Origin of the sequence: Streptomyces shenzhenensis (genome assembly GCF_021462265.1) — a bacterium.
Classification (GTDB): Bacteria; Actinomycetota; Actinomycetes; order Streptomycetales; family Streptomycetaceae; genus Streptomyces; species Streptomyces shenzhenensis.
In genome coordinates, this window is sequence record NZ_JAJONF010000002.1 from 343,881 (window position 1) to 370,400 (window position 26,520).

The window sequence follows — 26,520 nt, forward strand, 5'->3', positions numbered from 1 at the left end:
CCAGCGCCCCCGGAAAGGCCACCATGAACACGTTCCACGTCGACTCCGAGGTCGGCCCGCTGCGCCAGGTGATCCTGCACCGCCCCGGCCTCGAACTGTCCCGCCTCACCCCGCGCAACGTCGACGCACTGCTCTTCGACGACATCCTGTGGGCCAAGCGGGCCCGCGAGGAACACGACGCCTTCGCCCAGGTCCTGCGCGACCACGGCGCCCGCGTCCACTACTTCGCCGACCTGCTCGCCCAGACCCTCGACGTCCCCGGCGCCCGCGGGTGGCTGCTGGACCGGGTCGTCACCCCCGCCACCGTCGGTCCGGCGCTCGTCGAGCCCGTACGGGAGCTGTGCGCCGAGCTCGACGGCGAGACCCTGGCCGGTTACCTGATCGGCGGGATCCTCAAGAGCGACCTGCCGCTGGCCGCCCCGCACAGCCTGGTCTGGAACGCCCTGGACGCCGACGACTTCGCGCTCCCGCCGCTGCCCAACCACCTCTTCCCGCGCGACAACTCCTGCTGGATCTACGACCGTCTGTCGGTCAACCCGATGGCCAAGCCGGCCCGGCGGCGCGAGAGCCTGCACGCCGAGGCCATCTACCGGTTCCACCCGCTGTTCGCCGGGGTCCCGCTGCTGGAGGGCGTGACGGGCACCCTGGAGGGCGGTGACGTGCATGTCCTCGGCAACGGGGCCGTGCTGGTCGGCATGGGGGAGCGCACCACCGCCCAGGCCGTGGAGAACCTGGCGGCCCGGCTGTTCGCCGACGGCCGGGCGACCCGGCTGATCGCCGTCCAACTCCCGTCCGCCCGCGCCTACATGCACCTGGACACCGTCCTGACCATGCTCGACCGGGACGCCTTCGCCATCTACCCGGGCCTGGCGGACTCCCTGCGCTCGTGGACGCTCACCCCGAGCGCCGAACGCGACACCGGCTTCGAGGTGACCCCCGACTCCGACCTGGCGACCGCGCTCGCCGAGGCCCTCGACGTGGACAAGGTCCGCATGCTCTCCGCGCCGCAGGACATCCGCGGTGCCGAGCGCGAGCAGTGGGACGACGGCAGCAACTTCCTCGCCGTCGCGCCGGGCGTGGTCGTCGGCTACGAGCGCAACGTCACCACCAACACCTACCTGCGCAAGCAGGGCATCGAGGTCGTCACCATCGCCGGCGCCGAACTCGGCCGCGGGCGCGGCGGACCGCGCTGCATGAGCTGCCCGATCCAGCGCGACCCGGCCAACTGACCGAGCGAGGGGAACCACCCGCCATGACCGTCGACCTGCGAGGCCGCTCCTACCTGAGCGAACTCGACTTCACCGCCGCCGAGATCCACCACCTCCTCACCCTCGCGGCGCACCTCAAGGCCGAGAAGCGCACCCGCACCGAGCGGCCCCGGCTCACCGGCCGCAACCTCGCGCTGATCTTCGAGAAGACCTCCACCCGCACCCGCTGCGCCTTCGAGGTCGCCGCCGCCGACCAGGGCGCCCGCACCACCTACCTCGGTCCCGGCGACACCCACATCGGCGGCAAGGAGTCCATCGCCGACACCGCCCGGGTCCTTGGCCGGATGTTCGACGCCATCGAGTACCGCGGCTCCGACCAGGCACTCGTCACCGAACTCGCCGACCGCTCCGGCGTCCCCGTCTACAACGGCCTCACCGACACCGCGCACCCCACCCAGAGCCTGTGCGACGTCCTGACCATGCACGAGCACAGCACGAAACCGCTGTCCGACATCGCCTACTGCTACCTCGGCGACGCCCGTAACAACATGGGCAACTCGCTGCTGTCCATGGGCGCCCTGCTCGGCATGGACGTGCGGATCGCCGCACCGAAGGAGCTGTGGCCCGCCCCCGCCCTCGTCGCCCGCTGCCGCGAGACCGGCGAGCGCAGCGGTGCCCGGATCCTCCTCACCGAGGACGTCGAAACCGCCGTACGCGACGCCGACTTCCTGCACACCGACGTCTGGGTCTCCATGGGGGAGCCGGCCGACTCCTGGCGCAAGCGGATCGAGCTGCTGCTCCCGTACCAGGTCAACGAGAAGACGCTGGCCGCCACCGGCAACCCCGGCGTGAAGTTCATGCACTGCCTGCCGGCCCTGCACGACCGCCGCACCCGCCTCGGCCAGGACCTGTTCGACACCTACGGCCTGGACGGCCTCGAAGTCACCGACGACGTCTTCACCTCGCCGGCGTCGATCGTCTTCGACCAGGCGGAGAACCGGCTGCACACCATCAAGGCGGTACTCGTCGCCACCCTGACAAGGTAGGGAGGACCGACCTCATGCGCATCGTCGTCGCCCTCGGCGGCAACGCCCTGCTCCACCGGGGCGAACGCCCCGACGCCACCGTCCAGCAGGCCAACACCGACCGGGTGGCCACCGCCCTCGCCGCCCTCGCCCACGACCACGAGCTGGTCATCACCCACGGCAACGGCCCCCAGATCGGCCTGCTCGCCATGGAGAGCGCGGCCGACCCCGCCCTGAGCGCCCCGTACCCGCTGCACCTGCTCGGCGCCCAGACCCAGGGCCTGATCGGTTCCCTGCTGGCCTGCACCCTGCACAACGCGCTGCCCGGCCGGCAGGTCGCCGGCCTCGTCACACACACCCTGGTGCGGGCCGACGACCCGGCCTTCGGCCACCCCACGAAGTTCGTCGGCCAGGTCTACCCCCGCGACGTGGCCCGCTCCCTCGCCCGCGAGCGGGGCTGGGACATCGCCGAGGACACCGGAGGCTGGCGACGCGTGGTGCCCTCGCCGAAGCCGGAACGGATCGTGGAGACCGACACGATCCACGCCCTCCTCGGCGCCGGCACCCTGGTGATCTGCGCCGGCGGTGGCGGCGTGCCGGTCACCGCCGACCTGGACAGCGGCGCGCTGACCGGAGTCGAGGCCGTCATCGACAAGGACCTCACCGCGGCCCTCCTCGCCGAGGACCTGAAGGCCGACTTCCTGCTCATCCTCACGGATGTGCCCTATGTCTACGAGGACTTCGGCACCCCGCGGCAGCGTCCGCTCCTCGACGCCACCCCGGCCGAGCTGCGCCGCGGCGGCTTCCCCGAGGGCTCCATGGGACCGAAGACCGAGGCCGCGTCCCGGTTCGTCGAGCGCACCGGCGCACTGGCCGCCATCGGGGCGCTGGACGCGGCCTACGAGATCGTCCACGGCCGCTCGGGCACCCTGGTCCGCCCGGATCTGATCACCGGCTGAGGACGGGCACGGTGCGCGCCGACGGGGTCGTAAGACCGATGGGCCAAGGGCCGTACGGCCCCGGCCGCGGGCCCCGGTCGGCACTCCCCGCACCCACCGCGCCGCAGCAGGATCAGCAGTACGAGAAGCGAGCAGAAGAGGGAACCGTCGATGACCGTCACCGTGACAGCAGACAACCGGACGGCCGGCGCCTGGCGAGGCTTCGCGGGCACCGGCTGGCGCGAGCACGTCGATGTACGCGACTTCATCCAGGCCAACTACACACCGTACGAAGGCGACGCGTCCTTCCTGACCGGCCCCACCGAGCGCACCCGCACCGTCTGGGAGAAGGTCAGCTCCCTGTTCCCGGAGGAACGGCGCCGGGGCGTGCTCGCCGTCGACACCGCCACCCCGTCCACGATCACCTCGCACGCCCCCGGCTACATCGACCGCGACCGCGAACTGATCGTCGGCCTCCAGACCGACGCCCCGCTCAAGCGCGCGATCATGCCGAACGGCGGCCTGCGGATGGTGGAGAACGGGCTGCGCGCGTACGGCTACGAGCCCGACCCGTTCGTGACCCGCGTCTTCGGCAGCTACCGCAAGACCCACAACGACGGTGTCTTCGACGCCTACACCCCCGAGATGCGCGCCGCCCGCAAGGCCGGCGTCATCACCGGCCTGCCCGACGCCTACGGCCGCGGCCGGATCATCGGCGACTACCGGCGCGTCGCGCTCTACGGCACGGACCGGCTGATCGAGGCCAAGAAGGCCGAGCGAGCCATGCTCGACGCCTGCGCGTCCAGCGTCAACGTCATCCGTGACCGGGAGGAACTGGCCGAACAGACCCGGGCGTTGCAGGAGCTGACCCGGATGGCGGCGACGTACGGCTGTGACGTCTCCCGGCCCGCCGCCACCGCGCACGAGGCCGTGCAGTGGCTCTACCTCGGCTACCTCGCCGCGGTGAAGGAGCAGAACGGCGCCGCGATGTCGCTCGGCCGCACCTCCACCTTCCTCGACGTCTACCTCCAGCGGGACCTGGCGGACGGCCTCCTCGACGAGAGGGGCGCCCAGGAACTGATCGACGACTTCGTCATCAAGCTGCGGATCGTCCGCTTCCTGCGCACCCCCGAGTACGACGCCCTGTTCTCCGGCGACCCGACCTGGGTGACCGAGTCCATCGGCGGTATCGGCGCGGACGGCCGCCCGCTGGTCACCCGCACCTCCTTCCGCTTCCTGCAGACCCTCTACAACCTCGGCCCGGCCCCCGAGCCCAACCTGACCGTGCTCTGGTCGCCCCGGCTGCCCGCCGGATTCAAGGAGTTCTGCGCCCGCGTCTCGATCGACACCAGCGCCGTCCAGTACGAGTCCGACGAGCTGATGCGCCCGCGCACCGGCGACGACACCGCGATCGCCTGCTGCGTGTCGGCGATGCAGGTCGGCCGGCAGATGCAGTTCTTCGGGGCCCGGGTCAACCTCGCCAAGGCCCTGCTGTACGCGATCAACGGCGGCCGCGACGAGGTGACCGGCGAACAGGTCGCACCCTGCGCGCCCCCGCTGACCGGCGAGTACCTCGACTACGAGGAACTGTCGGCGGCCTACGGCCACGTCCTGGACTGGCTGGCCCGGACGTACGTCAACGCGCTCAACGTCATCCACTACATGCACGACAAGTACGCCTACGAACGCATCGAGATGGCCCTGCACGACTACCCTGTGCACCGCTTCATGGCCTGCGGCATCGCCGGCCTGTCGGTCGCCGCCGACAGCCTGTCCGCCGTCCGGTACGCGCGGGTGCGGGTGATCAGGGACGCCACCGGACTGGCCGTCGACTTCCGAACCGAGGGCGACTTCCCGGCGTACGGCAACAACGACGACCGCGCCGACGCCATCGCCGTCGACCTGGTGGAGTCCTTCATGGCGAAGGTGCGCCAGTACCCGACCTACCGGGAGGCCGAGCACACCCAGTCGGTCCTCACCATCACCTCGAACGTCGTCTACGGCAAGCACACCGGCAACACCCCCGACGGCCGCCGCGCCGGACAGCCCTTCGCCCCCGGCGCCAACCCGATGAACGGCCGCGACCGCCACGGCGTCGCCGCCTCGGCCCTCTCGGTGGCCAAGCTGCCGTACGAGCACGCCGGCGACGGCATCTCCCTGACCACGACCATCACGCCCGAGGGCCTGGGCCACAACCCCGCCGAACGCGCGGGCAACCTGGTCGGCATCCTCGACGCCTACACGGCGGCCGGCGGCTTCCACATGAACGTCAACGTCCTGGACCGGGCCACCCTGGAGGACGCGATGGAACACCCCGAGAACTACCCGGACCTGACCATCCGGGTCTCCGGTTACGCCGTCAACTTCGTCCGGCTGACCCGGGAGCAGCAACTCGACGTGATCAGCCGCACCTTCCACGGATCGCTGTGAGCACCGGGCCGCGGGGCCGGATCCACTCCTGGGACCTGTCCACCGGCGTGGACGGTCCCGGGACCCGGTTCGTCCTCTTCGTCTCCGGCTGCCCGCTGCGCTGCCTGTACTGCGCCAACCCCGACACCTGGCACATGCGCGACGGCAGGGAGACGACCGTCGACGCGGTGCTGGCGGAGATCGAGAAGTACCGCGCCTTCATCACCACGGCCGGCGGCGGAGTGACCATCACGGGCGGCGAACCGCTCCTGCAGTCCGCCTTCACCGGCGAGATCCTGCGCCGCTGCAAGGAGGCCGGGCTGCACACGGCGCTCGACACCTCGGGCTTCCTCGGCGCCCGCGCCACCGACGAACTCCTGTCCCACACCGACCTGGTCCTGCTGGACATCAAGTCCTTCGACGTCCGTGCCTACCGTGGCCTGACCGGCGGTGAGCTGGCCCCCACCCTGAACTTCGCCACGCGCCTGGACCGGCTCGGCGTCCCGATGTGGATCCGGTACGTCCTGGTGCCCGGCTGGACCGACGACGCGAAGTCCATCGACGGCCTGGCCCGGTTCGTCGCGGGACTCGACTCGGTCGACCGGGTGGACGTACTGCCCTTCCACAAGCTCGGCGCAGCGAAGTACGAAGCCCTCGGCGTGCCCTTCCGGCTGAAGGACAACCCCGTTCCCACCGCCGAGCTGACCGAGCGCGTCCGGGAACAGTTCCGGGCCCACGGCCTGTCCGCCTACTGATGCCAACGGCCCTTGGAAACAGGGCCGTTCAGCCCTGCCGGCGCAGACCTTCGGCATCCGGCGGCGGCCGCGGTACGAGGCGAGAGTTAAGGGCGTCAGACACCGAACGGACAACCCGCCTCTCCCTGAAGGGACCACCGTCATGGCCGTGCACCAGCACTCTCACCGCAGCTCCGGATTCCACCTCTCGTTCCGCGGGAACCGGACCGGCTCCACGGCCGAGCTCGCCGTCTCGGCGGTCAGCGGCACGCGCGCCGCGGGTGCGTACGCCCTCGCCTCCCTGCGGCTGCTCACCGGATTCGTCTTCCTGTGGGCGTTCCTCGACAAGACCTTCGGCTTCGGCTACGCCACCCCGTCGGGCAAGGGCTGGATCGACGGCGGCTCGCCGACCAAGGGCTTCCTCAGCTCCGTCGCCGCCGGCCCGCTGGAGTCGACCTTCCACTCCTGGGCCGGCGACCCCTGGGCCGACTGGCTGTTCATGCTCGGCCTCCTCGGCATCGGACTGGCCCTGACCGCGGGCGTCGCGCTCAGGCCGGCCGCCGTCGCGGGCATCGCGATGATGGCGCTGATGTGGACGGCCGAGTGGCCGCCCGCCCGGCACCTCTCGGACGGCTCACCGAGCATGTCCAGCAACCCGTTCGCCGACTACCACCTCGTCTACGCCGTCATCCTGATCGCCCTGGCAGTCATGGCCGCCGGCGACACCCTGGGCCTGGGGCGGCTGTGGGCCCGGCTGCCCTTCGTCCGCACCCACGGCTGGCTGCGCTGAACGCCCCCCGGACAGAGGGTCGAACGGCCCTTGTCCGGGACCTGTGGCCCCTGCCCCCGAAAGCCCGCCAACACGACGCTGGAACCGGATCCGCCGCAGGAAGCCGGCGGATCCCTCGCGCCAGGAGGTACAGAACATGACCCGCACTGTCACCGCAGGTCTCGACGGCTCGGCCGAGAGCCGGGCGGCAGCGGAATGGGCGGCCCGCGAGGCCAAGCTCCGCGGCCTGCCGCTGAAGATCGTCCACGTCTGGGAACCCGTCCCCGACCCCATGGCACAGGCCCCGCTGCTCGGCCCCGAGACGCAGCAGCACTGGACCGAGCGCATTCCGCGGGAGGCCGCGGCGGGGCTGCGGCAGCGGCACCCCGGTGTCGAGGTGATCAGCGAGCAGGCGTCCGGCAGCGCCGGCGAGGTCCTGGCCGAGGCGTCGAAGACCGCCGCCGTGCTGGTCCTCGGCTCCCGGGCCCTCGGCGGTGTCGGCGGTTTCCTGGTCGGCTCCGTCGGCCTGAGCGCCGTCGCCCACGCCGAGAGCCCCGTGGTGCTGGTGCGGGCCGGCGAGCAGGCCGCCGACGAGCACGAGGCCGACCCGGCGGGCGTTCCCTCCGCCGCGACACCCTTCCGTCCCGTCGTCCTCGGCCTCGACACCGACCACCCGGACGAGGCGCTGATCGAGTTCGCCTACGACGCCGCCCTGCGCCGCGCCACCTCGCTGCGGGTCGTGCACACCTGGTTCCCGCCCTCGTACTACGCGTACGGGATGCCCCTGGACCCGGCCCTGAACGAGTCGCTGGGCCTGGAGGAGTCCCGGGCCCTCACCGAGGTGCTGAGCCCCTGGCGGCAGAAGTACCCGGACGTGGAGACCGCCGAGGAGTCCCGCTACGGCAGCGCCGCCGAACTGCTCGTCGAGGCGTCCCGAGAGGCCTCGCTGGTCGTCGTCGGCCGGCGGATCCGCCGCGGTGCCCTCGGCTCCCACATCGGCCATGTCACCCACGCCGTCATGCACCACTCCACCGCCCCCGTCGCCGTCGTAGCCCACGGCTGACCCCCTCCGAGGAGAGGAAAGATCATGAAGGCAGCGGTCGTACGAGCCTTCGGCGAGCCCCTGGTCATCGAGGAGCGCCCCGACCCCGAGCCCGGCCCCGGCCAGGTCCGGATCCGGGTCGAGGCCTCCGGGCTGTGCCACACCGACATCCACGCGGCGCACGGCGACTGGCCCGTCAAGCCGAACCCGCCGTTCGTGCCCGGACACGAGGGCGTCGGCATCGTCGAGGAACTCGGCGCGGGCGTCACCCACCTGACGATCGGACAGCGGGTCGCCGTGCCCTGGCTGGGCAAGGCGTGCGGCCGGTGCGAGCACTGCCTCTCCGGCTGGGAGACCCTGTGCGAGCAGCAGGTCAACACCGGCTACGGCTGCGACGGCGGGTACGCCGAGAAGATGCTGGCCTGGGCCGACTTCGCCCAGCCGGTCCCGCAGGGCGTCACCGCGTTCGACGCCGCCCCGCTGACCTGCGCGGGCGTCACCACGTACAAGGCGCTCAAGGTCGCCGGCGTACGGCCCACCCAGCTCGTCGCGATCTCCGGCGTCGGCGGACTCGGGCACCTCGCCCTGCAGTACGCGAAGATCGCCGGTGCCCAGGTGGCCGCCATCGACGTCACCGACGACAAGCTGGAGCTCGCCGCCGAACTCGGCGCCGACCTCGTCATCGACGCCCGCAAGGACGACGTCGGTGAGGTGCTCAAGCGGCACGGCGGAGCGCACGCGGCGATCGCGCTCGCCGTGAACGACGCCGCCTTCGAGGCCGTCAACTCCGGCCTGCGGCGCGGCGGCAAGCTGGTGATGGTGGCGCTGCCCGCGCACGGCACCGTCCGCGTCCCGATCTTCGACACCGTGCTGAACGGCACGAGCGTGATCGGCTCCATCGTGGGCACCCGGCAGGACCTCGCCGAGGTATTCCGGCTGCACGCGGCCGGCCGGACCAGGGTCGTCTACGAGACCCGGCCGCTGGCGACCGTCAACGAGTCGATCGAGGACGTGCTGCGCGGCGAGGTCAAGGCCCGGATCGTGTTCGACATGGGGGTGGGACGGTGACCACCATGGGTCTGCCGGTCGTGGTCGGGGTCGACGGCTCCGAGTCCAGCCTGCGGGCCGTCGACTGGGCGGCCGACGAGGCCGTCCTGCGCGGGGCGCCGCTGCGGCTGGTGTACGCCTCGCTGTGGGAACGGTACGAGGGTGAATCGCTCGCCGAGGATCTCGTCAAGCCGTCCGACCAGCTGAGGGCCGAGGACATCGTCGCCGGCGCGGCCCGGCGGGCCGGCCTGCGCCGGCCCGGCCTGAAGGTCACCACCGACGTCCTGCCCGAGGAGCCGGAGTACGCGCTGGTGCGCGAGAGCCGCGAGGCCGCCGTGCTGGTGCTGGGCTCCCGGGGGCGCAGCGGTTTCGTCGAGATGCTGCTCGGTTCGGTCGGCCTCGCCGTCGCCGCGCACTCCCACTGCCCGGTGATCGTCCTCCGCGGCAGCCACGACAACCAGGTCCGCACCGGGGCCGGCGGCCGGATCGTGCTCGGCGTCGGCGGCAAGGAGGCCGTCGGCTTCGCGGTCCGGGAGGCCGGGCTGCGGGGCGCCGAGGTGGACGCCGTACGGGCCTGGCGGTGCCCCGCGCGGGAGACCACCGATCACCCGCTGCTCTCCGGGGAACCCGCCCGGCTGCACGAGCAGCAGGCCTCGGACACCCTGGAGGAGGCGCTGCGCGACCTACCGAAGGAGGTGCACGTGCACCGGCAGACCGTCGAGGGCCCCGCCCGCCAGGTGCTGCTGGCCGCCTCGCACGACGCCGACCTGCTCGTGGTCGGCGCCCGGCGCGGTACCGGGCACCTCGGGCTCCAGCTGGGCCGGGTGGCCCACGGGGTCCTGCACCACGCCGCCTGCCCGGTCGCCGTCGTCCCCGAACGGACGTGACGCCCGCCCGCACCGCCGCGGCTTCACCCGCCTGGCCCCACCACCGCCCGATGACCGACTCACGGAGCCCTTTCCATGTCCAAGGCCGAACACCAGGACGCCATCGCACTGTCCGACGAGGAACTGCGCACCCTGGACGCGCACTGGCGTGCCGCCAACTACCTCGCGGCAGGCCAGATCTACCTGATGTCCAACCAGCTGCTCACCGAGCCGCTGCGCCCGGAGCACATCAAGCCCCGGCTGCTGGGCCACTGGGGCACCTCGCCCGGCCTGAACCTGGTCTACACCCACCTCAACCGGGTGATCAAGGCCCGGGGCCTGGACGCGCTGTGCGTGTGGGGACCGGGCCACGGCGGTCCGTCGGTGCTGGCGAACTCCTGGCTGGAGGGCAGCTACAGCGAGACCTACCCCGACGTACCCCGAAACGGGCAGGGGATGGGCCGCCTGTTCCGGCAGTTCTCCTTCCCCGGCGGGGTGCCCAGCCACGTCGCCCCCGAGACGCCCGGCTCCATCCACGAGGGCGGTGAGCTCGGCTACTCCCTCGCCCACGCCTACGGCGCCGCCCTCGACCATCCGGATCTGCTGGTCGCGTGCGTGATCGGGGACGGCGAGGCGGAGACCGGGCCGCTGGCCGCTTCCTGGCACTCCAACAAGTTCCTCGACCCGGTGCACGACGGTGCGGTCCTGCCGATCCTGCACCTGAACGGCTACAAGATCGCCAACCCGACCGTGCTGGCCCGCCTGCCCGAGGCCGAACTGGACGCCCTGCTGCGCGGCTACGGCCACGACCCGATCCACGTCACGGGTGACGATCCGCGCGAGGTCCACCGGGCCATGGCGGCGGCGATGGACGACGCCCTGGACCGGATCGCCGTGATGCAGCGTTCGGCGCGCGAGGACGGGGTCACCGAGCGGGTGCACTGGCCGGTGATCGTGCTGCGTACGCCCAAGGGCTGGACGGGGCCCGCGGTGGTCGACGGCGTGCCGGTCGAGGGCACCTGGCGGGCCCACCAGGTCCCGCTCGCCGAGGTCCGCGAGAACCCGGAGCATCTGCGGCAGCTGGAGGCGTGGCTGCGGTCCTACCGGCCCGAGGAGCTCTTCGGGCCCGACGGGCGGCCGGTCGCCGACGTGCTGGCCTGCGTCCCCGAGGGGATCCGCCGGCTGGGTGCGTCGCCGTACGCCAACGGCGGCCTCCTGGTGCGCGATCTGCCGCTGGCCGATCTCGACGAGTTCGCCGTCCCCGTCGACAAGCCGGGCAGCACCCTGCACGAGCCCACCCGGGTGCTGGGCGACTTCCTGGCCCGGGTCATGAAGGACACCCGGCTGCGCCGGGACTTCCGGCTGGTCGGGCCGGACGAGACCGCCTCCAACCGGCTCCAGGCCGTCTTCGAGGCCAGCGGCAAGGCGTGGCAGGCCGGGCGGCTTCCGGTCGACGAGCACCTCGACCACCACGGCCGGGTGATGGAGATCCTCTCCGAGCACCTGTGCCAGGGCTGGCTGGAGGGCTATCTGCTGACCGGCCGGCACGGGCTGTTCTCCTGCTACGAGGCGTTCGTGCACATCGTCGACTCCATGGTCAACCAGCACATCAAGTGGCTCAGGACCTCGAGGCAGCTGCCCTGGCGCGCCCCGATCGCCTCCCTCAACTACCTCCTCACGTCCCACGTGTGGCGGCAGGACCACAACGGTTTCTCGCACCAGGACCCCGGTTTCGTCGACCACGTCCTCAACAAGAGCCCGGAGGTCGTCCGGGTCTACCTCCCGCCGGACGCCAACACGCTGCTGTCGGTCGCGGATCACGCGCTGCGCAGCCGGGACTACGTCAACGTCATCGTGGCCGGCAAGCAGCCCTGCTTCGACTGGCTCTCGATGGACCAGGCGCGTGTGCACTGCGCGCGCGGCGCGGGGATCTGGGAGTGGGCCGGCACCGAGGACGGCTCCCGCGAACCCGACGTGGTGCTGGCCTGCGCCGGCGACGTGCCCACCCAGGAGGTCCTGGCCGCAGCCCAGTTGCTGCGCCGGAACCTGCCCGGGCTGGTGGTGCGGGTGGTCAACGTCGTCGACATGACGAGGCTGGTGCCCAAGGAGGAGCACCCGCACGGGATGAGCGACTTCGAGTACGACGGCCTGTTCACCAAGGACAAGCCGGTGATCTTCGCCTACCACGGGTATCCCTGGCTCATCCACCGGCTCGCCTACCGGCGTACCGGGCACGGGAACCTGCATGTGCGCGGCTACAAGGAGTCCGGGACCACGACGACGCCGTTCGACATGGTCGTCCGCAACGACCTGGACCGCTACCGGCTGGTCATGGACGTCATCGACCGGGTGCCCGGTCTCGCCGTCCGCGCGGCGGGCGTACGTCAGCAGATGGCCGACGCGCGCACCCGTCACCAGGCCTGGATCCGCGAGCACGGCACCGATCTGCCCGAGGTCGCCGACTGGACCTGGAACAGCTGAACACCCCCACCCCCGAAAGGAGTCCGTCATCATGACCGTACGGGTCGGCATCAACGGCTTCGGCCGGATCGGCCGTACCTACCTGCGCGCGGCACTCGACCGCGCGGAAGCGGGCACCCAGGACGTCGAGGTCGTCGCGATCAACGACATCACCTCGCCCGCCACCCTGGCCCACCTGCTGGAGTACGACTCGACGTTCGGGCGCATCGGACGCGAGGTCGTGCACGACGACAGCTCGATCACCGTGGACGGCAGGCGCATCGCCGTCACCGCCGAACGGGACCCGGCCGCCCTGCACTGGCTGGACTACGGCGCCGGGATCGTCGTCGAGTCCACCGGCCGCTTCCGGGACCGCGACTCCGCCGCCCTGCATCTGAAGGCCGGCGCCCACACGGTTCTGCTGTCCGCGCCCGGCAAGGACGTCGACGCCACCATCGTCATGGGCGTCAACGACCGCACCTACGACCGGCACGAGCACCGGATCGTCTCCGCCGCGTCCTGCACCACCAACTGCGTCGCCCCGATGGTGAAGGTCCTCGACGAGGCCTTCGGCATCGAACGCGGCGTGATGACGACCATCCACGGCTACACCAACGACCAGTCCCTGCTGGACGGGCCGCACAAGGACCTGCGCCGGGCCCGCTCGGCGGCGCTCAGCATCATCCCGACCAGCACCGGCGCCGCCCGCGCCGTGGGGCTCGTGGTGCCGGAGCTGGCGGGCGCGCTGGACGGGATCGCGGTCCGGGTGCCGGTGGAGGACGGCTCGCTCACCGACCTCGCGGTGGTGCTCGGCCGCGAGGCGAGCCCGGACGAGATCAACGCCGCGTTCGAGGCGGCCGCCGAGGGCGCGCTGGACGGCATCCTGCGGGTGTCCAAGGCCCCGATCGTCTCCCGTGACGTCATCGGCGACCCCTCCTCCTGCGTCTTCGACCCGGCCCTCACCCAGGCCAACGGCACGCTGGCCAAGGTCTTCGGCTGGTACGACAACGAGTGGGGCTACACCAACCGGCTCCTGGACCTCACGGCCCTGGTGGCGGAGGACTGACCCCGGCCCCCGGCACCACCTCGTCCTGCCCTCGCCGGCCGACCGGTTACCGGTCGCCGGCGAGGGCAGCCGCGTTCGGCGGCCCCGGTCCCGACCAGTCCTCCTGATCAGGGCCGATCGGCCCCCGGCTCACCCCGGACAGCCCATGGGGCGGCGGCCCGCCGCGCCGGATGCTCGTAGTGCCAACCGGTTTGGAGGACAACCGCGATGACCGACTCGCTGCTCGAACGAGCCCCCGCCCACGCGCTGCTCGCGGACGGCACCACCGTGTGCATCCGGTCCGCGACCGCCGGCGACCACGACCGGCTGAAGGGGTTCTACGACGACATGTCGTCCGAGAACCTCCGCCTGCGGTTCTTCTCGGTCAGCCGGCGCTCGGCGGCCATGGCCGCCGACCGGGCGTGCGCCCCGGCCCGCCCCGGCTACCGGGCGCTCCTCGCCGAGGCCCGGGGCCGGATCCTCGGCCTCGCCGAGTACGAGAGCGGAGACGACAAGGGCTCGGCGGAGATCTCCATCGCCGTGGCCGACGGGCTGCATCACCGCGGCGTCGGCACGCTTCTCGTCGAGCACCTGGTCTCGGCCGCCCGTGCCGACGGCATCACCACCTTCACGGCCGACGCGCTCAGCGAGAACCGCGAGGTGCTCCGCCTCTTCTCGGACCTCGGCCTGCGCACGTCCCGCCGCTTCGAGGGCCCGGAGACGCGCTGCACCATCCGCCTCGACCAGGACGACGCCTACCTCGCCGCAGTCGAGGCCCGCGGCCGCGCCGCCGACGTGGCGAGCCTGCGGCCGCTGCTGTGCCCGGAGGCGGTCGCCGTCGTCGGCGCCGGACGCAAACCCGGCTCCGTCGGCCGGGCGATCCTCCACCACATCCGCACCGGCGGCTACACCCGCCGGCTCCTCGCCGTGAACCCCGGCATGACCTCGGTCCTCGGCGTGCCGTGCTACCCGTCCGTCAGCGCCCTGCCCGTGACCCCGGACCTGGTGGTCGTGGCGGTGCCCGCGGCTGCCGTCGCGGCGTGCGCCGAGGAGTGCGGCACGGCCGGCGTCCGCGCCCTCCTCGTCGTCACCTCGGGTCTAGGCCCCGACCAGGCGCAGGCGCTGCGCGCCGCATGCCGCACCCACGGCATGCGCCTCGTCGGTCCCAACTGCCTCGGCATCTCCAACACGGAGGCCCGGCTGAGCCTCGACGCGACCTTCGCCGCCGGGCACCCCCGCCCCGGGGCGGCCGGTGTCGCCGTCCAGTCCGGCGGTATCGGCATCGCCCTGCTCGACGGCCTGTCCCGGCTCGGCATCGGTGTGTCGTCCTTCGTCTCGCTCGGCGACAAGTACGACGTCAGCGGCAACGACATGCTCCAGTGGTGGGAGACCGACGGCCGTACCGACCTCGCCCTGCTGCACCTGGAGTCCTTCGGCAACCCGCGCGCCTTCTCCCGTACCGCCCGCCGGGTCGCCCGCCGGATGCCGGTACTGACCGTGGACGCCGGCCGGTCCGCGGCCGGCCGCCGGGCCGCCGCCTCCCACACCGCGGCCGCCGCCACCCCCACCATGACCCGCCGGGCCCTGTTCACCCAGGCCGGCATCACCGCCACCCGCTCGGTCGGCGAACTCCTCGAAGCGGCCGCGCTGCTGCACTCCCAGACGCTGCCGGAAGGCAACCGCGTCGCCGTCGTCACCAACGCGGGCGGCGCCGGGGTCCTGGCCGCCGACGCCTGCGCCGAGGCCGGGCTGGTCCTGCCGCCGTTCACCCCGGCGATGACCGACGCGCTGCTGGCCGTGCTGCCCGGCGGAGCGGTCATCGGCAACCCGGTCGACGCCACCGCCGTCGTGACCGAGGAACAGCTCACGGACTGCGTCGACGCGCTCGTCGCGGACCCGGGCGTCGACGCGGTCCTGGTGGCCCTGGTCCCCACGGCCCTCGCCACCGCCACCGGCGACGACCTGGTACGGGCCCTCACCGGGGCGCCCGGCCGCAGGCCCAAGCCGGTCCTCGCCGTCCGCCTGGAGCAGGACCTGCCGGTGAAGCTGCTGCCCGCCGCCGACCCGGGCGGCACCATCCCGTCCTACGCCGAACCGCAGGCGGCCGCCCGCGCGCTGGCCCATGCGGCCGGCCGCGCGGCCTGGCTGGCCCGCCCGGCCGGCACCGTACCGGCCCTCGACGACATCGAGACCGAGCGGGCCCACGCCCTCGCCGACGCCCACCTCGCCGCGCACCCGGACGGCGGCTGGCTCGACCCGCGCACCTGCGCCGACCTGCTCGCCTGCTACGGCATCCCGCAGATCCCGTGGGCCTGGGCCGAGACCGAGGACGACGCCGTGCGTGCCGCCGAACGGCTGCGGGGCGCCGACGGCCGGGTCGTCATGAAGGCCCACTGGCCCGGGCTCGTCCACAAGAGCGAGGAGCGCGCGGTCCACCTCGACCTGCGCGGCGAGCCCCAGGTACGCGCCGCCTTCCGGGACCTGGAGACGCGCTTCGGCGGCCTGATGACCGGCGTGGTCGTCCAGTCGCTCGCCCGGCGCGGCACCGAACTGTTCGCCGGCGTCGTCCAGGACGAGGTGTTCGGACCGCTGGTCCTGTTCGGGCTCGGCGGTACGGCCACCGAGGTGCTCGCCGACCAGGCGGCCCGGCTCGCCCCGCTCACCGACCACGACGTGCACGATCTGATCACGTCGCCGCGCTGCGCGCCCCTGCTGTTCGGCGCCCGCGGCAACGGACCCGTCGACCTCGAAGCCCTGGAGCAACTGCTCCTGCGGCTGTCCCGGATGGCGGCGGACCTGCCGCAGCTCGCCGAGGCCGACTTCAACCCCGTCCTGGCCGCACCGGGCTCGGTCACCGTGCTCGACGCACGGATACGGCTGCTGCCGCGCGGGCCCCAGGACCCGTATCTGCGCCGGCTCCGCTGAGGACTGAGGAGGAAACCGAGATGAGGCACAACAAGGTGGGCTCCGTGATGAGCACGGATGTCGTCCACGCCGGCTACAGCACTCCCTTCAAGGAGGTCGCGCGACTCCTCGCCGAGCACCGGATCAGCGGCCTTCCCGTGATCGACGACGACGACAAGGTCATCGGGGTCATCTCCGAGACGGACCTGATGGCCCGCCAGGCCATCGCCCCCGACCCCTACGGGGCGAAGTACCGCGTGGGGCTCGGCCAGCTGACGCGCGGTGGCAGGAGGCAGGCGGCCAAGGCACAGGCACGCACCGCCGGAGACCTGATGTCGGACCCGCCGGTCACGGTGCACGCCGAGAACACCATCGTCGAGGCGGCCCGCACCATGGCCGAACGGCACGTGGAACGGCTCCCCGTCCTCGACGAGGAGGACCGGCTGGTCGGCATCGTCACCCGCCGTGACCTGCTGCAGGTCTTCCTGCGCCCCGACGACGACATCCGCGACGAGGTGACCGAGGAGGTCCTCGTCCGCGCCCTGTGGCTGCCGCCCCGCACCGTCGACGTGTCCGTGAGGCAGGGCGTCGTGACACTCACCGGCCACATGGAACGCAAGACCGAGACCGAGATCGCCGTCTCCATGACCCGTCAGATCGACGGCGTGGTCGACGTGGTCGACAAGCTGACCTACCGCCTGGACGACGCCCGCGTCCGCGAGCAACAGGCATCGCACGACGCGGCCGACGGCTGGCTGCGCGGACTGTGAGAGGAGACCGTCCCCATGACACCCACGGTGTTAGTCACCTACGGCACGAAGAACGGATCGACCGCGCACATCGCCGAGTCGATCGCCGGCACCCTGCGCGAGCACGGGCTGACGGTCGAGACGATGCGGGCCTCGGTCGTCCCCTTCGTCACCCGCTACGACGCGGTCGTGGTCGGCGGCGGGCTGTACGCCGGCCGCTGGCACAAGGACGCCCGCGCGTTCGTCCGCCGCCACCGCCACGACCTCGCCCAGCGGCCCGTCTGGTTCTTCAGCAGCGGCCCGCTCGACGCCTCCGCCTCCGAACGGGACATCCCGCCCGTGCGCGGGGTGCGCCGTGCGATGCAGGAACTGCACGCCCGCGGTCACGCCACCTTCGGCGGCTGCCTCGACGACGACGCGGACGGCTGGCTGGCCCGGAGGATCCTGGACTCGGGGAGCGGCGGCGACTTCCGGGACTTCGAGGCCGTGGCGGCGTGGGCCTCGGCGATCGCCGCGGAGCTGAAGAACTGACCGGGTTCCGCCGCCCGGCCCGGCGGCCCGGCAGGCGCCGCCGCGCCGTGCCTCACATCCGTTGAGCGGCGGAGAGCGGCGGAGAGCGGCGGACCGGCCGGCCTGGGGGGTGACGACGCCGGGGGACCGGCCCACGCCCGCCCGTGGGCCGGTCGGTCCCGTGCAGGGACGTACGGCCCCTGGCGGCCCGGCAGCGTGTCGGCACGCTGGAAAGGGGACGCTCCTCCCCGGAGGTGGAGATCATGGTACGAACCGTCACCGTAGGTCTCGACGGATCGCCCGAGGCCCGGGCCGCCGCCGAGTGGGCGGCACGCGAAGCGCAGCTGCGCGGCCTGCCGCTGAAGCTCGTGCATGTCGCGGAGCCCGCCCCCGCCCCCGTGGCGCAGGCTCCGCTGGTGGGCCCCGAGACCCGTCAGCACTGGACCCCGCAGCTGCCGGACGAGTCCGCCGAGGGCCTTCGGCTGCGGCATCCCGGCCTCGAGGTGCTCACCGAGCAGCTGACGGGTGGTGTGCCCGAAGCCCTGTGCGAGGCGGCGGGCCTCGCCGACCTGCTCGTGCTGGGCTCGCGGGGTTTCGGCGGCATCGGCGGGTTCGTGGTCGGCTCGGTGAGCCTGGCGGTCGTGGCCCGCGTGGAACGGCCCGTGGTGCTGGTGCGCGGGGGCGAGCAGGCCGCGGACGAGCACAGGATGGATCCGGCGGGCGTGCCGTCCGCCGCCACACCGTTCAGGCCGGTCGTGCTCGGCCTCGACGTCGATCACCCGGACGACATGCTGCTGGAGTTCGCCTTCGACGCCGCCGTTCGCCGGGGGACACCGCTGCGCGTAGTGTCCGCCTGGCCGGAGACGGCCACGTCCTACTACCGCTTCCCCGGTGACGCGGAACTCCAGGACGACCTCGAACGGAGCCATCGCGCCGCTCTGGCCGAGGCGCTGCGTCCCTGGCGGGGGAAGTTCCCGGGCGTCGACGTGATCGAGGCGAGCCGCTGCGGCAGCGCCGCGCAGGCCGTGGTCAACGCGTCCCGCGACGCGTCCCTGGCCGTCGTCGGCCGGCGCATCCGTACCGGTCCCCTCGGCGCCCACATCGGCCATGTCACCCACGCCGCCCTGCACCACATCAGCGCGCCCGTCGCGGTCGTGGCGCACGGCTGAGCGGGTGCCCCGGGTCAGGACGGTACGACGGCCACGGCGCACGTGGCGCGGCGCAGCAGGGCACGGGCGGCCTCCTGCCAGGCAAGGGCCCCCGGGCCGCCCGGGACCACGGCCAGCGCGGCACGTTCGGAGCAGTGCAGCAGCGCCGCCGTGGGACTCAACAACCGGACGTCCGCCAGCACCTCGACCTCCGGATACCTCTCCCGCCACGGGCGCAGCGCGTCGCCCAGCAGCTGGACCTCCTGGTCCTCCCAGGCGGCGCGGTCGACCTCCGGCACCCCGAAGGGCCGGTAGACGGCGTCCAAGGGCAGCGCCCAGGCATGCACGGCGTGCAGCCGCACGCCTCGGAGCCGGGCGCTCTGGAAGGCGAAGGCGAGGGCCGCGGCGGAGGGATCGCGGGCGTCGACGCCGAGGATGACCCCCGTCCGGCGGTGGGAGGCGGCGAGAAGGTCGGGGACGAGGACGACCGGGCCGCGGGCGCCGTCGACGAGGGCGTCCCAGGAGGAGCCGGACCCAGGCGGCACGCCGGCGTCCCCGCTCACACCGCAGACGATCAGCGATGCCCTGCCGGGCTCCCGCACCGGGCGGTCCAAGACGCGCAGCACCGCACCCCGCAGCTCGGCCTCGCGGGCCGCCCAGGCGGTCGCGGCGCGGCCGGGGGCCGACGTGCCGGTGCGGGCCAGGAGCACGGGGTCCATCGACGTTCACCTTCCGAATGAAAAGGGGTGCGGGTTCGAGGAAGCGCCGGCCCTCAGCCGGTCTTGTGACCCCAGCGGGGCCCGACGGCGGTCCACTCGCGGTCCCACAGGTCGAGCCGGCGCTGCTCCAGCCGCCACCGTACGACCGCTCCGGCCGCGAAGACCGCGCCGGCCAGTGCACAGCCGGCCGCGGTCCCCAGGACGCCCGCCTCGACGGCCGCCGCGCCGGCGCTCGGCGGCCTGGTGGCCAGCCGGCCCTGGCGGTCCTGCCAGACGACGACCCCGGAGCCGGCCTTGGTGCCGGTGTCCACGAGAGTCCGGCCGGTGCGCCTGGAACCGTCGGGGGCGGTCCAGGCCACGGTCGACGGTATGCGCTCGCTCCCCGTGCCGAACCCGGAAACGCTCTTCGGGACGCTGACGAGGAGCACGGCCCGCACCGGCTCCCGTTCCTCCCGCTGCCGCGCGAAGACGCCGTCCGCGGCCCGGGCGGCCACCAGTCCGGCGACGGCTCCCCCCACCACGGCGAGTGTCCACACGGCCAGCACGATCCAGGCCTCGACGACATCGTCGCGGCGTCGCAGGGGGTTGCTCCGCCACCGCCACAGCAGCTTCTTCACGCGCCGGGTCCTGCGCATCGGTCCGCACCTCCTCCTTGGCTCCGTGTCGTGGTGACACTCTTCGAAGGTGTCAGCCGCCCCGGCACCGGGACATGGGCCGACCAGGGCCCGCCACAGGGCTGCTCGGGGGCCGGCCCGGCCGGGCGCATGGGCCGTTCAGCCCTCACCGGGGAGAGGTTCAGGCGACCGCGGCGGAGACCGGCGCCGGTGAGACGTCGCCGGCGAGGGCCTCGGCGAGACCGGGATACAGCTCGAAGGCCTCGCCCAGGCCCGTGTGGCGCAGCAGCCGCGCGAAGCCGTCGTCCGGCGTGACCAGCCGCAGCCTGCCGACGCGTGAGCCGACGCGATTGCGGGCCCGGCACAGCAGCCCGAGGCCCGAACAGTCGATGAAGGAGACCGGACGCAGGTCGAGCACCAGATCGGGTGCCACCGCGGCCGTCAGGGAGTCCAGAACGGCGGAGAGCACCGGAACCGCCAGAAGATCCAGTTCGCCGTACAGGGTGACGACGACGGCGCCGTGTCCGGTACGGGCCGTCCGGTACGTCACGGGACTCGTGTGGTTGTCGGCCATGGGGACAGACAAGTCCAGGCGGCCGGGCTCGTGGAAGGGCCGTTCGGCCCTTTGGAGCCGGGTGGCGGGGGCCGAGGGACCCGCGTCCGGGTTTTCCGCGGCGCAGGCCCGCCCGGCAGGTCATGAGGGCCGGACGGCCCATGCGGACCCGGCCCGGAAAGGACAGGCTGGATATGCGGGGCAGTACCGGCGACGCACCGACGTCCGGCCGCAACCGCCGCCGGCGTCCGCCCACCCCGAGCCCCGCAGCGGACCAAGGACGGTGAGCGACTTCATGAAGGCCTTCGTCTTCCACGGCCCCGGGCAGTCCGCCTGGGAAGAGGCCCCCGACCCCGCGGTCAAGGAGCCCACCGACGCCGTCGTGCGGGTGGACGCCGTCACGATCTGCGGGACGGACCTGCACATCCTGAAGGGCGACGTCCCCGAGGTGCGGCCCGGCACGATTCTCGGGCACGAGGCCGTCGGCGAGATCGTCGAGGTCGGCAGTGACGTACGGACCGTACGGCCGGGAGACCGCGTGCTGGTCTCCTGCATCAGCTCCTGCGGGCGCTGCTCCTACTGCCGGGAGGGCATGTACGGCCAGTGCCGCGGCGGCGGAGGCTGGATCCTCGGCCATCTGATCGACGGCACCCAGGCCGAGTACGTCCGCGTCCCCTTCGCGGACCTGTCCGTGCACGCGCTGCCCGCCGCGGTGGACGACAAGGACGCCGTGCTCCTCGCGGACATCTTCCCGACCTCCTACGAGGTGGGCGTCCTCAACGGCCGGGTGCGTCCCGGCGACACCGTCGCCGTCGTCGGCGCGGGTCCCATCGGCCTCGCGGCGATCACGACGGCACGGCTGTTCGCCCCCGAGCGGATCGTCGCCGTGGACCTGGCCCCGGCCCGGCTGGAGGCGGCCAAGCGTTTCGGCGCGGACGCCGTCGCGGACGCCAGGGAGGCCCCGGAGCAACTGATCGCCGACCTCACCGACGGGCTCGGCGCGGACGTCGTCATGGAGGCCGTCGGCGTACCGGAGACCTTCGAGCTGTGCACCCGCATGGTGCGGCCCGGCGGACGCGTCGCCAACATCGGCGTGCACGGCAAGCCGGCCACGCTGCACCTCGAAGACCTGTGGATCAAGAACGTGACCATCACCACGGGCCTGGTGGACACCCACTCCACCCCCACCCTGCTGCGGATGGCCGCCGCCGGCCGGCTGCCCACCGCGCAGCTGGTCACCCACACCTTCCCGCTGGACCACATGGCCGAGGCCTACGACGTCTTCGGCCGCGCCGCCGACACCGGCGCGCTCAAGGTGGTGCTCGGCGGGGAGCAGCACGAGGTCGCCGTCCGCGGGACCTGACCGACGAGAGGACGTGACCGGTCATGGCCGAACAGGTACGGCCGCACACGGCAGAACGACCGCCGCTGGGGGACCTGGGGCGCCGCGTGGCGGCCCGTCGCAAGGAACTCGGGCTCACCCGCGAGGAGACCGCCGAGCAGGCCGGCATCGCGGCCGGGTACCTGCGGTACCTGGAGGAACACTCCGAGGCCGCGCCGGGCACGGGCGCGCTGCTCAGGCTCGCCGACGTCCTGCACACCACCGTGTCGCACCTCACGGGAGGCGACCTCGGCGCTCCGCCCGGTGGCGGCCGGGCGGGACACCATCCCCGGTTCACGGAGCTGAGCCCGGCCGAGTGCAGGGACCTGCTCGGCTCCCATGGTGTGGGACGGCTCGGCGTGGACACCGCCTCGGGCCCCGTCATCGTGCCGGTCAACTACAGCATCGTCGACGGCAGGATCGTCTTCAGGACCGCTGACGACACCACACCGTCCCTGGCCCAGGGCCACCAGGTGGCCTTCGAGGTCGACCGCATCGACGACGCCTTCGGCGAGGGCTGGAGCGTACTGGTGCGCGGGCCGGCGAGCCGGGTGACCGAGGCGGAGGAGGTGCAGCGGCTCACCGCGGCGGTCCACAGCACCCCGTGGGCGGGCGGCGAGCGCGACCTGTGGGTGCGGATCGAGCCCCGTTCCCTGTCCGGGCGCCGTATCGGGGTCTCCTGAACCCTCGTCACCGACGGCATCAGGGACCGATGGACCCACCGCGAGGACCTACGGCACTCCTGCCGCGCGCCGCACGTGACCAGAGTGGGAGCACATCCGTGAAACAGGAGGTCTCCTCATGACGCGTGTCGTCGCCGTGGGCCTGGACGGCTCACCGCAAAGCCTCGCCGCAGCCGACTGGGCCGCGCGTGAGTCCCTGATGTCCGGCCTTCCGCTGCGACTGGTGCACGTCGGTGGTCAACAGCCGCAGGAGCAGGTGCCGTTCACGGGCGAGCCGCTGCCCCCGGCGGAGGCCGACCACCCTGCGGCGCTGCTGCGGGAGACGGCGGCCCGGCTGCACGACCGCCACCCCGGCCTGCGGGCGGCTGCCGCCCGGCTCCCGGGACAGCCGGTGCCGGCGCTGGTCGGCGCCGCGCGGGACGCGGAGCTGCTGGTGCTCGGCACGCGGGGCCCGGGCGCGCCCGTGGACTTCCTGCCCGGCTCGGTGGCGTCCGCGGTGGTCGCCCGTGCCGAACAGCCGGTCGTCCTCGTCCCCGCGGGAGCCGCCGCCGAGGACGAGCATCTAGCCGATGCCTCCGGGACACCGTCCGAGGCGACCCCCTACCGGGAGGTCGTGGTCGGGCTGGACCTCAGCGACGCCGACGACACGGTGCTCGGCTTCGCGTTCGCCGCGGCGGCCCGGCGCGCCGCGGGGCTGCGCGTGGTGCACGGCCGGAGCGGTCCGGAGCCCCGGGAGGAGCAGGCCGGCGTGCGCACGCGGATTCTCGGCCCGTGGCGGGCCAAGTTCCCGGGTGTCGAGGTGACCGAGGAGTCGGTCGTGGGCGACGCCGGCGCACACCTGGCGGACGCCTCGCACATGGCCTCCCTGGTGGTGGTCGGCCGCCGCATCCGCCGGGCCGCGCTCGGCTCGCACATCGGCCCGGTCGCCCACGCCGTACTGCGGCACGCGGCCGCGCCGGTCGCGGTCGTACCGCACGACTGACCCTTCCGCTGCGCGCGGCCGGGTGGCCCGGCCGCGGGTGCCGGGAGGGTACGACGCTGGTGCGGCGGGTGCCGGTGGGGGAGCCGTAGCCCCGAATCACCGGCGCCGCCGCTCATGTGACGGATCGTCAGCCGAATGGCGTCAGGATAAGGGCCGACCGGAGCCAGGCCAGGGCCGGTCGGCCCACTGCTGTCCCAACGCCCTTGCGCGAGGCTGGAGATGAGAATCCGAAAGGAGGAAGCGCATGAGCGGCATGATCGAGCGACTGCGCGGCTGGCCGGTGCTGCCCGAGGACCTCTTCGGCTGGGCCGAGTCCGGCTTCCCCGGTCTGCACGGGACTCCGGGACTGCACGGCATCCGTGTGGAGGAGGAGTTCAAGGACGGCACCTATGTCCTGCGGGCCGAGCTCCCGGGCGTCGACCCCGCCGGCGATGTCGAGATCACCGTCACGGAGGGGGTGCTCACCCTGCGGGCCGAGCGCACCGAGGAGACGAAGGACAAGCACCGTACCGAGTTCCGCTACGGCACGTTCGCCCGGTCCGTCCGGCTGCCGGCCGGAGCGAAGGGTGAGGAGGCGGCCGCGGAGTACAAGGACGGCGTGCTGACGATCACGGTCCCGGTTCCGGAGCAGAAGACGGGAACCAGGACCATTCCGGTGCGGACCGGCTGAGCCTCGGGGGGGAAGCCGATCCCACATCAGGTGTGCGCGGCCGGTGGCCCACCGGCCGCGCACACCGCCGTGTCCTGCCCGGCGGCGGGCCCGGACACACCGGGGCGACCGCGGGGCAGGACCGTCAGCGCGGGTCGCTTCGCACGGACATCGGCGTGAGGCGGCAGCGGACGTCGACCACGCCCTCGACGGTACGGGCCAGCCGCTCGGCCACCCGGGCCAGCCCGTTGTCGTCGACCCACCCGGTGAGGGTGACGACGCCTTCGGCGACCTCCACCTGGATGTGGTCGGCGGAGAGCGGGAAGAGGCGGTCGACGACCTCGTGCCGTACCTCCTCGGCGAGTTCCCCGTCGCCGCGCAGGAAGACCTTCAGCAGGTCGGAGCGGCTGACGACGCCTTCGAGCAGGTTGTCGTCGTCGACGACGGGCAGCCGCTTGACCCCGCCCCGGGCCATGACGCGCGCCGCCTGGGAGAGCGTGGCGTTCGCGTGCACGGTCACGGCGGGCGTGCTCATCAGCTCCCCGGCGGTCACCGCGCCGGCCTTCGCCAGGTCGTCGAGGCGGCGGCGCTGCGTGAACCGGTCCGGGTCGCTGTCCCGGAACTCCTCCTTCGGGAGCAGATCGGCCTCGGAGACGACGCCGATCACCCGGCCGTCACCCTCCAGCACGGGCAGGGCGCTGACCTTCCGCTCCTCCATCAGGGTGATGACGTCCTTGAACAGGGCGTCGAGGCCGACGGCGGCGACGGTACGGGTCATCACGTCGCTCACGGTGTGCGGTTTGCCGGGCATGGTCTCCTCCTGGGAAGGCCTGGGAAGGACGGGCGAGGCCGTGGGGCCCTGATCCCAGGGTGTGCGCGGTGGGACCCGGCCGCCACGGGTCCCGCGGGCCGGGCAAGGGGGCGTACGGCCTCAGCCGTGTCTGCTGCCCGAAGGCCGCTCAGCCCCACCGGGTTCCCGGACGGCGAACCGCTCCCGCCCCGGGAGACGGACTTGGGGGGCCTGGAGCCGGTCGCCGAGCCGGCGGCGGAACCGGACCGGTTCACCCGGGAGTCGCCGGAACCGGCGGCCGCTCGCCGGCGTCACCCGTCCCGCCGCGACCCGCGCTCCGCGCCCGGCACCACCCCGCGGGGGTCGCGCCGGGCGCGGAGCGCGGGTCCCGCCGTCACAGTCCGCGGAGCCAGTCGTCGGCCACGCCGTGCAGCTTCTGCTCGGTCGGCCGCAGGTGCTTGTCGTCGATCCGGTAGGAGAGGTGGTCGACGACATCGACGACCCCGTCCAGGCGGCGCGTCATGCCGACCGCGACGGGGATCTCGCTGCGCCGCTCCAGCTGACCGCTGAGGGTGACCACGCCGTCCCGCGCCGTGACCTCGACGGCCTGCGGAGCCAGCCAGAGGGTGTTGCCGAGGACCTCCTCCCGGACCTCCCGGACGATCTCCTTGTCGGAACGCAGGAAGACGCGGAGCAGGTCGCCCCGGGTGACGATGCCGACCAGCCGGTCCTGTACGTCCACCACGGGCAGGCGCTCCACACGGTGTGCGGCCATCAGCCGGGCCGCCTCGGTGACCGTGGCGTCGGACCGGACGGTGACGGCCGGCGCAGACATGACACCGCTCGCCGTGGTCGCGTTGCTCTTGACGGCCGCACGCCGGGCGCGCCCCATGAGGTGCGCGTGATCGTGCCCGGGGTCGAGGGTCTGGTGCAGCATGAGGTCGGTCGCGGAGACCACGCCGGTCACCCTGCCGTCCTCGTCGACCACTGGGACGCCGCTGACGCGGTGCTCCTCCAGGAGCCGCACCAGCTCCTTGAACGGCGTGCCGTACCTCGCCGTGACGACGTCGGTCACCATCACGGCGCCGACCTTCGTGGGCTTCATGTCCGAGCCTCCTTCAGGGCCATGACCCGTGCCGGGACGGGCCGTACCGGGAGCCCTCCACTGTGGCGGGCCGGGCCACAGCCTGCGGCGCGCGGCTCCACGCCGACAGGGGCTGACCGGGTACGCGAACGGGCCGAGTGGCCCCTCCAACCCGTTGCCGGAAGGTGGCACGGTGACAGTGGAGCCCCCT

24 protein-coding genes are annotated in these 26,520 nt (G+C 73.1%); 19 read left to right on the forward strand and 5 right to left on the reverse strand.

Annotation, left to right across the window (positions count from 1 at the left end; all coding sequences use genetic code 11):
- Nucleotides 1-23 precede the first annotated feature (23 nt).
- The 15 genes from LQ326_RS04025 (at nt 24) to LQ326_RS04095 (ending at nt 18,875) form a co-directional block, all read left to right on the forward strand.
- Complete coding sequence (locus tag LQ326_RS04025) at nt 24-1,229, forward strand: arginine deiminase (RefSeq protein ID WP_234532504.1); 1,206 nt, start codon at nt 24-26, stop codon at nt 1,227-1,229.
- Nucleotides 1,230-1,252: 23 nt separating this feature from the next.
- Nucleotides 1,253-2,254 (forward strand): ornithine carbamoyltransferase, encoded by a 1,002-nt coding sequence (gene argF, locus LQ326_RS04030; protein ID WP_234532506.1) that lies wholly within the window; start codon nt 1,253-1,255, stop codon nt 2,252-2,254.
- A gap of 14 nt (nt 2,255-2,268) precedes the next feature.
- Nucleotides 2,269-3,192, forward strand: a complete 924-nt coding sequence (locus LQ326_RS04035; RefSeq protein ID WP_234532508.1) for a carbamate kinase — start codon at nt 2,269-2,271, stop codon at nt 3,190-3,192.
- Nucleotides 3,193-3,342: 150 nt separating this feature from the next.
- On the forward strand, nt 3,343-5,601 hold the full coding sequence (gene pflB / locus LQ326_RS04040) for a formate C-acetyltransferase (protein ID WP_234532510.1): 2,259 nt from the start codon (nt 3,343-3,345) through the stop codon (nt 5,599-5,601).
- Nucleotides 5,598-6,335 carry a pyruvate formate-lyase-activating protein gene (gene pflA, locus LQ326_RS04045; protein ID WP_372496720.1) on the forward strand — a complete coding sequence of 246 codons (738 nt, stop codon included), beginning with the start codon at nt 5,598-5,600 and terminating at the stop codon, nt 6,333-6,335. The genes pflB and pflA overlap by 4 nt, the downstream gene beginning before the upstream one ends.
- Nucleotides 6,336-6,477: 142 nt before the next feature.
- A complete protein-coding gene (locus LQ326_RS04050; protein WP_234532512.1) occupies nt 6,478-7,104 on the forward strand; it encodes a hypothetical protein in 627 nt (208 codons plus the stop codon).
- A 136-nt stretch (nt 7,105-7,240) separates the two neighbouring features.
- Complete coding sequence (locus tag LQ326_RS04055; protein WP_234532514.1) at nt 7,241-8,146, forward strand: universal stress protein; 906 nt, start codon at nt 7,241-7,243, stop codon at nt 8,144-8,146.
- Nucleotides 8,147-8,170: 24 nt separating this feature from the next.
- Nucleotides 8,171-9,193: a zinc-dependent alcohol dehydrogenase gene (locus tag LQ326_RS04060; RefSeq protein ID WP_234532516.1), complete on the forward strand. Its 1,023-nt coding sequence runs from the start codon at nt 8,171-8,173 to the stop codon at nt 9,191-9,193.
- 5 nt (nt 9,194-9,198) lie between these two features.
- The gene (locus LQ326_RS04065; RefSeq protein WP_234532842.1) at nt 9,199-10,059 is read left to right on the forward strand and encodes a universal stress protein; all 861 of its coding nucleotides are present in this window, start codon (nt 9,199-9,201) and stop codon (nt 10,057-10,059) included.
- 75 nt (nt 10,060-10,134) lie between these two features.
- Nucleotides 10,135-12,519: a phosphoketolase family protein gene (locus tag LQ326_RS04070; protein ID WP_234532518.1), complete on the forward strand. Its 2,385-nt coding sequence runs from the start codon at nt 10,135-10,137 to the stop codon at nt 12,517-12,519.
- 31 nt (nt 12,520-12,550) lie between these two features.
- Nucleotides 12,551-13,564 carry a type I glyceraldehyde-3-phosphate dehydrogenase gene (gene gap, locus LQ326_RS04075; protein WP_234532521.1) on the forward strand — a complete coding sequence of 338 codons (1,014 nt, stop codon included), beginning with the start codon at nt 12,551-12,553 and terminating at the stop codon, nt 13,562-13,564.
- A 207-nt stretch (nt 13,565-13,771) separates the two neighbouring features.
- Nucleotides 13,772-16,468 carry a bifunctional acetate--CoA ligase family protein/GNAT family N-acetyltransferase gene (locus tag LQ326_RS04080; RefSeq protein ID WP_234532522.1) on the forward strand — a complete coding sequence of 899 codons (2,697 nt, stop codon included), beginning with the start codon at nt 13,772-13,774 and terminating at the stop codon, nt 16,466-16,468.
- A gap of 20 nt (nt 16,469-16,488) precedes the next feature.
- Nucleotides 16,489-17,217 (forward strand): CBS domain-containing protein, encoded by a 729-nt coding sequence (locus tag LQ326_RS04085; RefSeq protein ID WP_234532524.1) that lies wholly within the window; start codon nt 16,489-16,491, stop codon nt 17,215-17,217.
- A 15-nt stretch (nt 17,218-17,232) separates the two neighbouring features.
- Nucleotides 17,233-17,727 carry a flavodoxin domain-containing protein gene (locus LQ326_RS04090; protein WP_234532527.1) on the forward strand — a complete coding sequence of 165 codons (495 nt, stop codon included), beginning with the start codon at nt 17,233-17,235 and terminating at the stop codon, nt 17,725-17,727.
- 242 nt (nt 17,728-17,969) lie between these two features.
- Complete coding sequence (locus tag LQ326_RS04095; RefSeq protein ID WP_234532530.1) at nt 17,970-18,875, forward strand: universal stress protein; 906 nt, start codon at nt 17,970-17,972, stop codon at nt 18,873-18,875.
- A 14-nt stretch (nt 18,876-18,889) separates the two neighbouring features.
- Here the strand turns inward: LQ326_RS04095 and LQ326_RS04100 are convergent, their stop codons facing one another.
- The 3 genes from LQ326_RS04100 to LQ326_RS04110 form a co-directional block, all read right to left on the reverse strand.
- The gene (locus tag LQ326_RS04100; RefSeq protein ID WP_234532532.1) at nt 18,890-19,573 is read right to left on the reverse strand and encodes a universal stress protein; all 684 of its coding nucleotides are present in this window, start codon (nt 19,571-19,573) and stop codon (nt 18,890-18,892) included.
- Nucleotides 19,574-19,626: 53 nt separating this feature from the next.
- The gene (locus tag LQ326_RS04105; RefSeq protein ID WP_234532534.1) at nt 19,627-20,208 is read right to left on the reverse strand and encodes an Rv1733c family protein; all 582 of its coding nucleotides are present in this window, start codon (nt 20,206-20,208) and stop codon (nt 19,627-19,629) included.
- Nucleotides 20,209-20,368: 160 nt separating this feature from the next.
- Nucleotides 20,369-20,761, reverse strand: a complete 393-nt coding sequence (locus LQ326_RS04110; protein ID WP_234532536.1) for an STAS domain-containing protein — start codon at nt 20,759-20,761, stop codon at nt 20,369-20,371.
- 274 nt (nt 20,762-21,035) lie between these two features.
- On the opposite strand from LQ326_RS04110, the gene LQ326_RS04115 reads away from it, so the two are divergent.
- From LQ326_RS04115 to LQ326_RS04130, 4 genes are all read left to right on the forward strand, one after another.
- Nucleotides 21,036-22,103, forward strand: a complete 1,068-nt coding sequence (locus tag LQ326_RS04115; RefSeq protein WP_234532844.1) for a zinc-dependent alcohol dehydrogenase family protein — start codon at nt 21,036-21,038, stop codon at nt 22,101-22,103.
- A 23-nt stretch (nt 22,104-22,126) separates the two neighbouring features.
- Nucleotides 22,127-22,804: a helix-turn-helix domain-containing protein gene (locus LQ326_RS04120; RefSeq protein WP_234532539.1), complete on the forward strand. Its 678-nt coding sequence runs from the start codon at nt 22,127-22,129 to the stop codon at nt 22,802-22,804.
- A gap of 118 nt (nt 22,805-22,922) precedes the next feature.
- A complete protein-coding gene (locus tag LQ326_RS04125) occupies nt 22,923-23,786 on the forward strand; it encodes a universal stress protein (protein ID WP_234532541.1) in 864 nt (287 codons plus the stop codon).
- A gap of 244 nt (nt 23,787-24,030) precedes the next feature.
- The gene (locus LQ326_RS04130) at nt 24,031-24,456 is read left to right on the forward strand and encodes an Hsp20/alpha crystallin family protein (protein WP_234532552.1); all 426 of its coding nucleotides are present in this window, start codon (nt 24,031-24,033) and stop codon (nt 24,454-24,456) included.
- 124 nt (nt 24,457-24,580) lie between these two features.
- Here the strand turns inward: LQ326_RS04130 and LQ326_RS04135 are convergent, their stop codons facing one another.
- Together LQ326_RS04135 and LQ326_RS04140 are read right to left on the reverse strand one after the other, a co-directional pair.
- Nucleotides 24,581-25,246: a CBS domain-containing protein gene (locus LQ326_RS04135; RefSeq protein ID WP_234532554.1), complete on the reverse strand. Its 666-nt coding sequence runs from the start codon at nt 25,244-25,246 to the stop codon at nt 24,581-24,583.
- 373 nt (nt 25,247-25,619) lie between these two features.
- Complete coding sequence (locus tag LQ326_RS04140; RefSeq protein WP_234532565.1) at nt 25,620-26,330, reverse strand: CBS domain-containing protein; 711 nt, start codon at nt 26,328-26,330, stop codon at nt 25,620-25,622.
- Nucleotides 26,331-26,520: the final 190 nt, after the last annotated feature.

What these genes read in the sequence shown, in the direction of transcription:
- LQ326_RS04025 (WP_234532504.1), top strand. Translation starts at nt 24, where the DNA reads ATGAACACGTTCCACGTCGACTCCGAGGTCGGCCCGCTGCGCCAGGTG.
- argF (WP_234532506.1), top strand. Translation starts at nt 1,253, where the DNA reads ATGACCGTCGACCTGCGAGGCCGCTCCTACCTGAGCGAACTCGACTTC.
- LQ326_RS04035 (WP_234532508.1), top strand. Translation starts at nt 2,269, where the DNA reads ATGCGCATCGTCGTCGCCCTCGGCGGCAACGCCCTGCTCCACCGGGGC.
- pflB (WP_234532510.1), top strand. Translation starts at nt 3,343, where the DNA reads ATGACCGTCACCGTGACAGCAGACAACCGGACGGCCGGCGCCTGGCGA.
- LQ326_RS04050 (WP_234532512.1), top strand. Translation starts at nt 6,478, where the DNA reads ATGGCCGTGCACCAGCACTCTCACCGCAGCTCCGGATTCCACCTCTCG.
- LQ326_RS04055 (WP_234532514.1), top strand. Translation starts at nt 7,241, where the DNA reads ATGACCCGCACTGTCACCGCAGGTCTCGACGGCTCGGCCGAGAGCCGG.
- LQ326_RS04060 (WP_234532516.1), top strand. Translation starts at nt 8,171, where the DNA reads ATGAAGGCAGCGGTCGTACGAGCCTTCGGCGAGCCCCTGGTCATCGAG.
- LQ326_RS04065 (WP_234532842.1), top strand. Translation starts at nt 9,199, where the DNA reads ATGGGTCTGCCGGTCGTGGTCGGGGTCGACGGCTCCGAGTCCAGCCTG.
- LQ326_RS04070 (WP_234532518.1), top strand. Translation starts at nt 10,135, where the DNA reads ATGTCCAAGGCCGAACACCAGGACGCCATCGCACTGTCCGACGAGGAA.
- gap (WP_234532521.1), top strand. Translation starts at nt 12,551, where the DNA reads ATGACCGTACGGGTCGGCATCAACGGCTTCGGCCGGATCGGCCGTACC.
- LQ326_RS04080 (WP_234532522.1), top strand. Translation starts at nt 13,772, where the DNA reads ATGACCGACTCGCTGCTCGAACGAGCCCCCGCCCACGCGCTGCTCGCG.
- LQ326_RS04085 (WP_234532524.1), top strand. Translation starts at nt 16,489, where the DNA reads ATGAGGCACAACAAGGTGGGCTCCGTGATGAGCACGGATGTCGTCCAC.
- LQ326_RS04090 (WP_234532527.1), top strand. Translation starts at nt 17,233, where the DNA reads ATGACACCCACGGTGTTAGTCACCTACGGCACGAAGAACGGATCGACC.
- LQ326_RS04095 (WP_234532530.1), top strand. Translation starts at nt 17,970, where the DNA reads ATGGTACGAACCGTCACCGTAGGTCTCGACGGATCGCCCGAGGCCCGG.
- LQ326_RS04100 (WP_234532532.1), bottom strand. Translation starts at nt 19,573, where the DNA reads ATGGACCCCGTGCTCCTGGCCCGCACCGGCACGTCGGCCCCCGGCCGC.
- LQ326_RS04105 (WP_234532534.1), bottom strand. Translation starts at nt 20,208, where the DNA reads ATGCGCAGGACCCGGCGCGTGAAGAAGCTGCTGTGGCGGTGGCGGAGC.
- LQ326_RS04110 (WP_234532536.1), bottom strand. Translation starts at nt 20,761, where the DNA reads ATGGCCGACAACCACACGAGTCCCGTGACGTACCGGACGGCCCGTACC.
- LQ326_RS04115 (WP_234532844.1), top strand. Translation starts at nt 21,036, where the DNA reads ATGAAGGCCTTCGTCTTCCACGGCCCCGGGCAGTCCGCCTGGGAAGAG.
- LQ326_RS04120 (WP_234532539.1), top strand. Translation starts at nt 22,127, where the DNA reads ATGGCCGAACAGGTACGGCCGCACACGGCAGAACGACCGCCGCTGGGG.
- LQ326_RS04125 (WP_234532541.1), top strand. Translation starts at nt 22,923, where the DNA reads ATGACGCGTGTCGTCGCCGTGGGCCTGGACGGCTCACCGCAAAGCCTC.
- LQ326_RS04130 (WP_234532552.1), top strand. Translation starts at nt 24,031, where the DNA reads ATGAGCGGCATGATCGAGCGACTGCGCGGCTGGCCGGTGCTGCCCGAG.
- LQ326_RS04135 (WP_234532554.1), bottom strand. Translation starts at nt 25,246, where the DNA reads ATGCCCGGCAAACCGCACACCGTGAGCGACGTGATGACCCGTACCGTC.
- LQ326_RS04140 (WP_234532565.1), bottom strand. Translation starts at nt 26,330, where the DNA reads ATGAAGCCCACGAAGGTCGGCGCCGTGATGGTGACCGACGTCGTCACG.